Origin of the sequence: Microbacterium paulum (assembly GCF_015707995.1) — a bacterium.
GTDB lineage: Bacteria > Actinomycetota > Actinomycetes > Actinomycetales > Microbacteriaceae > Microbacterium > Microbacterium paulum.
The window spans coordinates 1-9,152 of the sequence record NZ_JAAGRY010000090.1 but is presented as its reverse complement, the minus strand read 5'-3'; the positions used below and the strand labels follow the sequence as shown (position 1 = coordinate 9,152).

The window sequence follows — 9,152 nt, the reverse complement described above, 5'->3', positions numbered from 1 at the left end:
ACGAGGGCCGTCGCGCGTCGGCGCGGCGTGAGGGGCCGACGGATGCCACGCGCCTGCGCCGCGACGAAGACGAGAGCGTCACCACCCCGCCCGGGTCGGCGCGTCGCGTGTGGCCGTGGGTGCTCGCGGTGGTGGCGGGCGTCGTGGCGGTCGCCGCCGTGGCGCTGATCGTCGTCGTGCTCGGCTCGGGACTGCGCTGATGCCGCGGCGGCTCACGCCGGCCGCCACCGCGCTCATCGCGGCGGGCGCGGCGATCGCTGTCGTCGCAGGCATCAGCATCGTGTGGCCGGGCCTCGATGCGCAGCAGACCCCGCCGCGCGATACGACGGCGTGGGTGCTGCAGGCCGACGGGCTGCGCTATGCCCGCGTGAACACGGCGATCGACGAGCTCGACACGGTGCGCACGGTCAGCAACCCGAGCCGCATCGCGGCGACCCCGACCGGGTCGTACATGTTCACCGACAGCGACGCGAAGGTCGTGCGCATCGACGACGCGGTGCCCGTCGATCTCGATGCCGAGGGGCTGCGCACGGCTCAGGCCGCGCCCCCCGGCACCGAAGAGGTCGACACCGCGGGAGATTTCGTCGCCTACCGCACCGACGCGGGCGCCGTCTTCGCGGGCCGCCTGTCGACGGGCTCGGTCGCCCAGATCGATCCGGCCGCAGGCGGCGGGAGCAACACTCCGGATGCCTCGTCGCCCGCCTACACGTCGGACGCGATCGCCGTCGACGCGCGCGGCGAGCTGTTCAGCTACTCCGCCGCGGCCGGCACGGTCGTGCGGGTCGACATCGCGAGCACCGCCGTGCAGCGCACCGACCGGGTCGCCGCCGACGCGACCTCGCCCGTGCTCACCGCTGCGGGCGACGAGTGGGTGCTCGTCGAACCCGGCACCGGCAGGTACTGGTCGCACGCGCAGGCTGCCTCGGCGGGCACGAACGGCACGGTCGCCGTCTCGCGCACCGACCCCGACGGCGACGCGGTGTACCTCGCCGACGAGACGGGGCTCGTGCGGGTGCCGACCGGCGATGCGGCGGCCGAACGCGTGTTCGGCGACCGCACGACGGCGCGCGGCACGCCGGCGCGGCCCGTCGTGCGTGCGGGCGACGTGCATGCCGCGTGGCTGCCCGAGGGGCAGGGTCCGGGAACCCTGTGGGACTCGGCGGCGGGCGACGTGAGCCTCGACTACGCGGGGGCGGCGCTGCCCACGCAGCGACGGCCGGTGTTCGTCGACGCGGGCGACGACCTCGTGCTCAACGACGCCCGATCGGGGTGGGTGTGGCGCGTGCCCGACGGCGCGCTCGTGCCCTCGAGCCAGGACTGGGATCTCGACGACCCGGTGCAGACGGCGCCGCAGGCGACCGAGCAGGAGCCGCCCGCCGTGATCGATCCGCGGCCGCCGGTGGCCGTCGCCGACAGCTTCGGCGTGCGGGCAGGCGCGCTCGTGACCTTGCCCGTGCTGCTCAACGACCACGATCCGAACGACGACGTGCTCGCGATCGACCCGGCATCCGTGCAGGGCCTCGACCCCGCCTTCGGCACCCTCACGCTCACCGACGACCGCCAGCGTCTCGCGGTACGCGTGGCGGCGGATGCCTCGGGCTCGGCCACGTTCAGCTATGCGGTCACCGACGGCACGACCGCCGACGGGCTGATGTCTGCGCCCGCGACCGTGACGCTGCGCGTGGCGGCGGACGACGAGAACTCCGCACCGCAGTGGTGCGGCATGGAGGGATGCCAGCAGGACTGGCCGCGGCCCGAGGTGGTCCCCGGCGGCACCGTGAGCGTGCCGGTGCTGGGCGACTGGGTCGACCCTGAGGGCGACCCGGTGATCCTGCTGTCGGCGGTCGAAGACACCGCCCTCGGTCAGGTCGCGGCGACGCCCGAGGGCACCGTCGTCTTCCAGCACGCCGACACGGGCGACGGCGGCGAGCAGCTCGCCGCGATCACGCTGACCGTCGGCGACGCGCGGGGCGCGACCACGACGAAGACGCTCTCGGTGCGGGTGGTCGGCGACGCGCAGCCGCAGGTGCAGTCGTTCGCCGTGGTCGACACGGCGGGCTCGCGCGTGAGCGTCGACGTCGCCCCGCACGTCACCGGCACGGCGGGCGATGTCACCGTCACGGCGGCGCGCGTGCTCGACGACGCGGCGGCGACCGCCACCGTCGTGGGCGGCACGACCCAGTTCGACTTCGCGGCGACCTCGCCCGGCGCGTACCGCGTCGCCGTCACGGTGTCGGCGGGTGGCCGCGAGGCGACCGGTACGGCGCGCATCACCCTGCTCGCCGCCGACGTACCCGCCCAGCTCGCGACCTCGCCGGTCGTGGCGTTCGTGCGCCCGCAGGCCGATGCGACCGTCGACGTGCTCGCCGCCGTCTCGAACCCGACGGGTCGCGTGCTGCTGCTGAGCGACGTGGTCGTGCACGCCGCGACCGGGTCGTCGCTCACGGGCGACGCCGTCGGCCAGAGTCAGTTGCGCGTGTCGGGCTCGACCGCGAGCGGCGCGTCGGGTCTGCTCGGCACCGTCTCGTACACGGTCAGCGACGGCACCGCCGACGCGGGGGCATCGGTCGTCGGCGAAGCGACCGTCTACCTGCTGCCGGCGGCGCTCGAGGCGGCGCCGATCACGGTCGACGACTCGGTCGTCGTGCGGGCCGGGTCGCAGATCGACATCCCGGTGCTGAACAACGACGTCGCCGCGGCGGGCGGCCTGCCGCGGCTCGATCCCGAGTCGATCGAATCGTCGACCCCCGAAGCGCTCGCGTTCGCCTCGGGCGACGTGCTGCGCTACCTCGCCCCCGAGACCGCGGGGCAGTACACCGTCTCGTACCGCGCGTTCACGACCGGGTCGCCCGCCCTCGGCGATGTCGCCACCGTGCACGTGCGGGTCGAGGGCTCCGACGCGAACCGCGACCCGCTGCCCCGCCGGCTGTCGGGGCGGGTGGCGAGCGGACTGTCTACTACGATCCCGTTCGACGGATTCGGCATGGACCCCGACGGCGACGTCGTGCAGCTCGCGAGCATCGTCACCCAACCCGCGCACGGGTCGGCGGCGATCTCGGCCGACGGCACTTCGATCGTCTACACGAGCATCGCGGGGGTGAGCGGGCAGGATGCCTTCACCTATCGCGTCGTCGACGCGTTCGGTGCGACCGGAGACGGCACGGTGCGAGTCGGCGTGCTCAGCGGCGAGGCGAACCCGAGCCCCGTGACCTACACCGACTACGTGCACGTGCAAGCGGGTGCGGGAAACGTCGTGCGCGTGCACCCGCTCGCGAACGACATCGACCCGATGCAGGGCACCCTGACCCTCGCGCGCGTGCGCCCCGACGTTCCCGAGCTCGCCCTCGACGGCACTCCGACCGACGAGTTCGCGCGGCTGGCCGGTCGCATCGAGAGCGTCACCGACGACACGGTCACGATCGAGGCCGGCGCCGAGCCCGGCACCATGGCGTTCCTCTACGACGTCGAATCGTCGTCGGGCAACACCGCGCGGGGGCTCCTCGTCGTCAAGGTCGTCGCCCAGCGCGTGCCCGACTTTCCCGTCGTCTCCGACACCGTGCTCACCGCCGCCGATCGCGACGACCTCGAGACCGGCGTCGACGTGCTGAGCGGCAAAGTGCTCTGGTCGGGCGGCGACGCGACCGACCTCGTCGTCGGGCTCTGGGGCTCACCCGCCGGCGTCCGCGTCTCGGGGAGCAGGATCATCGCGACACCCGGCGACGCGGCGCGCATCATCCCGTTCTCGGTGACCGGGCAGGCCGCCTCGGGCCCCGTCACCACCTACGCCTTCGTGCGCGTGCCCGCCGCGGCCGAGGGAGCGCTGTCGCTCAAAGCGGGCATCGCCCCGATCACCGCGCCCGAGAACGGACAGGCCGACGCCGACGTCGCGAGCCTCGTCGCCGTGCCGCGCGGGCGGTCGCTCGAGATCGGCGGCCCCGATGTGCGGGCCGCCGGGGCGCGGCCCCCCGCGACCTGCGCCGCGACCACCGGGACCGGCATCCGGTACACCGCCGGCGCGGGAGCGCCATGGACCGACGCCTGCCTCGTGCCGGTGCGGCTCGTCGGCGGCGACGCGTGGACCGTGCTCGCGATCCCGGTGGCCGTCACCCCGCTCACCCCGCAGCCGACCCTCGCGCCGGCGTCGCTCGAGGTCGCCCCGGGCGACACGTACGTGTACGACCTGACCGCGATGACGACGTGGCGCGGCGCGGCCGAGGCGATCCAGTACCGGATCGCCGGCACCGCGGCATCCTTCACGCTCACCCTCGACGGCACGCAGCTGACGGTGCGCGCCGCCGACAACGCCGCCCCCGGCGCGGTGGAGGGTGTCACGGTCGAGGTCACGAGCCACCCCGGGGTGACGCCCGCGCGCATCAGCCTGCGGGTGGGGGCCGCGCCCTCGACGCTGCCGCAGGGCGGTCAGCTCACGCAGACGTGCAGTCAGGCCTCAGGCTCCTCGTGCGCCGTCGACGTGGTCGGCGCGGCCGGCGAGGTCAACCCGCTGCCCGGCACACCGCTGCAGGTCGTGTCGGTCACCCCGACGAGCACGTGCGTCGGGGTCACGTTCGCCGTCGCCTCCGCCTCGCGCATCGTCGCGAGCTGGGCGAGCGATGCCCCCGGTGCCACATGCTCGGCGCGCTTCACCGTGCGCGACGCGCAGGGCCGGCAGAGTGCGGCCGGCCGCGACGGGTCGGTCACGATCGACCTGCAGGGTTTTCCGCGAGCCCCCGCCTCGGTCGCCCAGTCGGCCTACGCCGACGGCAGCCTGACGCTCCGCGTCGACCCGGGCCCCGCGCAGACGTCGTACCCCGCGGTCACCGGATTCGAGGTGCGGTACGGCGGAACGCGCGTGACCACGTGCACGCCGCAGGGCGTGTGCCCCGCGGTCGACGCGCCGAACGGCGAGCAGCGGCAGTACGAGGTCGTGTCGGTCAACGCCGTCGGCCCCTCGCAGACCGCCGTGCGCACGACCGCCTGGGCCTACGACCCGCCCGCCGCGCCCGCGACCGCCACGGCGACCCCCGTCGTCGCCGGTGCCGACGGGGGAGTGGCCGCGCTCACCTTCACCGGCGTGGACGCCGCAGACACCCGTGCCCTGCAGATCTCGAGTCCCGCCGGGGAGAGCATCACCGTGCCCGTCGCGGTGAACCAGCAGACCGTGACGGTACCGACCTTCCGGGTCGGCGCGAACACCTCGACCGGGGTCACCGTCACCCCGGTCTCGCGGTTCGACGCGCCGCCGGGGCTCGGCGGCCCTGCGATCGGGTCGATCGTCGTGGCCGCGCACGGCGTGGGGGCGCCCACGAACCCGGTGCTGACCCTCAGCCCGGTCAACGTGGGCGGCGGCCGGGTCGACGTGACCGCGACGGGCACCGCCGCTCCCGGCGGCGACGGCGCGGCGACGCGCTACGGCATCGTCGCGGCGGGGCAGACCTGCCAGGCGACCCCGACCGGCGACCGGGCGGTGTTCCGGGGGCTCCGCGACGGACAGGCCTACACGTTCACGCTGTGCGTCGAGTCGTGGTTCGGCGGCGCGCTGTTCGGGCGCGCGACGGTCGACGGCGAGGTGCGCGCGGTGCAGAGCGGCGACGCCCCGCGCGGCTACACCTTCGTCGTCGGGCCCACCGCGCACCTCGAGAGCGGCCGCGCGAGCTGGACGATCGACACCGCCCCCACCTCGCCCGAAGCCCTGCCGAACGACAACGTCGCGGCCTTCTCGGGCTGGCCGGGGAGCACCGTGTTCGACACAGACCCCGGCATCCGCGTGCGCTACGAGCACGTGTCGGGCTGGTGGCAGTCGGCGTGGGGCGCGGTCACCCCTGCGCCGGGCAGCGCCCCCACGCAGGTGCAGGCGACGTGGTCGCTCGGCGCCTGCACGGGCGGCAGCGAGCTGACCCGCACCGGCCGGTCGAGCGGCGACCGCGCCGCGGTCACCTTCGACGACACCGCGATCGCGTACTACGACGACGCCGGCACGCGGCTCGACCCCGGCACCGACCCCTGGAAGGTTCCCGCGACGGCCACCCGGGTCGAAGGCATCCGCGTCACCGTCGACTGGTCGTCGACGGGCTGGCGCCTCGATCCGGCCACGGCGACTCTGTCTGCCCGCTGCACCCCCGTTCCCCCCACCGACGGAGCCACCAACCCATGACGATCACCACCGAACAGGCGACCTGGTTCGCGCAGACCTTCTCGGCCCTCGCCGACAACGTCGAGCGGGCGGTGCTCGGCAAGCGCCACGTCGTCGAGCTCGTGCTCACCGCCATGCTCAGCGAGGGTCACGTGCTGCTCGAAGACGTGCCGGGCACCGGCAAGACCTCGCTCGCCCGCGCCGTCGCGCAGTCGGTGCAGGGCACGACGACGCGCATCCAGTTCACCCCCGACCTCTTGCCCGGCGACATCACCGGCATCACCGTCTACGACCAGAAGACGGGCGAGTTCGACTTCCACGCGGGACCGATCTTCGCGAACATCGTGCTCGCCGACGAGATCAACCGGGCGAGCCCGAAGACGCAGTCGGCGCTGCTCGAAGTGATGGAGGAGGGGCGCGTCACGATCGACGGCGTCACCCGCGCCGTGGGAAAGCCGTTCCTCGTGATCGCCACGCAGAACCCCGTCGAACAGGCCGGCACCTACCGGCTGCCCGAGGCGCAGCTCGACCGGTTTCTGCTGCGCACCTCGCTCGGCTACCCCGACCACGCGGCCACCGTGCGCATCCTCGGCCGGGCGGCGGCGCCGATCGACGAGCTCGCCCCCGTCATCACGCCCGGGGCGCTCGCCGGCATGGCCGAGCTCGCCACCGACGTGTACGTCGACGCGCTCGTGCTCGACTACATCGCCCGCCTCGTCGACGCGACCCGCTCGGCCGACGAGGTGCGCCTGGGCGTCAGCATCCGCGGCGCCCTCGCCCTGACGCGCGCGAGCCGCGCCCACGCGGCGGCCCAGGGTCGCACCTACGTCACCCCCGACGACGTCAAGCGGCTCGCCGTCGCGGTGCTCGCGCACCGGCTGATCCTGCACCCCGAGGCCGAATTCGACGGGGTCACCCCCGAGGCCGTCATCGGGCAGGTGCTGCTCGACGTCACCCCGCCGACGCGCAAAGACGCGCCGTGAACGGGCGAGAGCAGCGATGACCCTCGGCGACACCCGACTCACCCGTACCTCGGCGGGCACCCTCACCGGTGAGCGCACCGAGGTCACCTCGGTGCGCGGGCGCGCGCTCGTCGGCGCCGCCGTGCGCGCCTCGCGGGCGTGGACGGCGCTTCGGGCGTGGGTCGTCGCCGCCGCGCGCTGGTGCCGCCGCACGATCCGGCCGGCGGGCGTGCTCGCCCTCGTCGCCGCGACCGTCGGGCTCGGGGCGGGCCTCGCCTTCGGGTGGGTCGAGGCGATGGTCGCCGGTGTCGCCGCGCTCGTGCTGCTGGCCCTCAGCGTGCCGTTCCTCTTCCAGGCCCGCACCTACGCGGTCGACCTCGCCCTCGGGCACGAGCGCATCGTCGCAGGGCACGGCGTGCGCGCGACCGTCTCGGTGCGAAACGCGGGCCGCCGGGCGGCGCTGCCGGGCCGCATCGACGTGCCCGTCGGGGCCGGGCTCGTCGAGTTCGGGGTGCCGATGCTGCGCGCCGGGGCGGTCTCGGAGCACGTACTCGAACTGCCGCCGCAGCCGCGCGGCATCGTGCGCATCGGGCCCGCGACGACCGTCCGCTCCGACCCCATCGGGCTGCTCCGGCGCGAGCACGCGTTCGACGACGCGCACGAGCTGTACGTGCATCCGCGCACCGTGCCCGTCCCTTCGGGGAGTGCCGGCCTCATCCGCGATCTCGACGGCAGCCCGACCACGCGCCTGGTCGACGCCGACATGTCCTTCCACGCGATCCGCGAGTACGCCCCCGGCGACTCGCGGCGTCAGGTGCACTGGAAGTCGACGGCCAAGACCGGCCGCCTCATGGTGCGCCAGTACGAAGAGTCGCGGCGCTCGCGCATGGCCGTCGTGCTCGGACTCGCGGCGGCCGAATACGGCACGGATGCCGAGTTCGAGCTCGCCGTCAGCGCCGCCTCCTCGCTCGCCGTCCGTGCCGTGCACGACGCGCGCGACCTCGACATCGTCGTCGGTGCCGAGATCCCGCGCGTCGTCCGCGGCCGCCTGCGCGCCATCCGGCACATCCCGACGGCGAGCCCCCGCGCCCTCCTCGACGGGTTCAGCGGCGTCGAGCGCTTCGCGAACACGATGGCCTTCGCCGACGTGTGCCGCCTGGCCGCCGAGGCGAACGACCGACTGTCGATCGCCGTGCTCGTCACGGGGTCGCACGTCGGCCTCGCGGCGCTCCGCAAAGCCGCGCTCGCGTTCCCGGCGGATGCCTCGGTGGTGGCCGTCGTCTGCGACGAACGTGCCCACCCGCGCACGCAGGTCGTAGGAGCTCTGACCGTCGTGACGGTCGGCACGCTCGACGACCTCGCCGGACTGCTGCTCCGGGGAGCGACCTCATGAGGCGCATCGTCGCGGGTTCGCTGTACGTCGCGGTGGTCGTGGTGCTCGCGGCCGTCGCGGCGTGGCCGATCTACCGTTCCGGTGCGTTCCTGGTGCTCGTGGTCGTGGCATCCGCTCTGGGCGCCGCGGTCGCGGCGCTCGTGACGTTCGTGCCGGCCCTCCGCCGCGCGGGTGGCTGGGTGACCGTGGGGCTCCTCGCTGCGGCACTGCTCGTCGCGGGCGTGCCGCTCGCGGTGCCCGGGCGCAGGGCCGACGCCGCGTCGTTCGTGCAGGGCCTCGGCGAGCTCGGTGCGGGCCTCGTCGTCGGCTGGAAAGACCTGCTCACGGTGGAGCTGCCCGTGGGTTCCTACCGCAACCTGCTCGTGCCCGCCCTCGTGGTGTTCCTTGTCGGCACGGCGCTCGCGCTGCTGCTCGCCTGGCGCACCGACGCGCTCGCCGCCCTCGCGGTCGCGGTCGGCATCGCGATGACGGGGTTCGGGCTGCTCTTCGGACGCACCGAAGTGAGCGCGCCGCTCGCGCTCGGGCCGATGACGCTCTTCGCACCCGTCGAGACCGCCGTCGGTCTCGGATCGCTCGCGGCGGGAGTGCTGTGGCTCGCCTGGCGCACGCGCGACGCGCGCGTGCGGGCACTCCGCACCGCGGCGCGCTCGAGCGGGGTACGGCTGCG

The 9,152-nt window shown here is 74.6% G+C and carries 3 protein-coding genes and 2 pseudogenes; all 5 read left to right on the top strand.

The features are described 5' to 3' along the window. Positions 1-200: pseudogene (locus G3N18_RS14925) on the top strand (hypothetical protein); the annotation flags it as partial. After that, complete coding sequence (locus tag G3N18_RS14920; protein ID WP_196385056.1) at positions 200-6,151, top strand: Ig-like domain-containing protein; 5,952 nt, start codon at positions 200-202, stop codon at positions 6,149-6,151. The pseudogene G3N18_RS14925 and the gene G3N18_RS14920, both read left to right, overlap by 1 nt. Continuing rightward, positions 6,148-7,113 carry an AAA family ATPase gene (locus tag G3N18_RS14915; protein ID WP_196385055.1) on the top strand — a complete coding sequence of 322 codons (966 nt, stop codon included), beginning with the start codon at positions 6,148-6,150 and terminating at the stop codon, positions 7,111-7,113. Before G3N18_RS14920 ends, G3N18_RS14915 begins: the two co-directional genes overlap by 4 nt. A gap of 16 nt (positions 7,114-7,129) precedes the next feature. Beyond that, positions 7,130-8,485, top strand: a complete 1,356-nt coding sequence (locus tag G3N18_RS14910) for a DUF58 domain-containing protein (protein WP_196385054.1) — start codon at positions 7,130-7,132, stop codon at positions 8,483-8,485. Continuing rightward, a pseudogene (locus G3N18_RS14905) lies at positions 8,482-9,152 on the top strand (transglutaminase domain-containing protein); the annotation flags it as partial. The gene G3N18_RS14910 and the pseudogene G3N18_RS14905, both read left to right, overlap by 4 nt.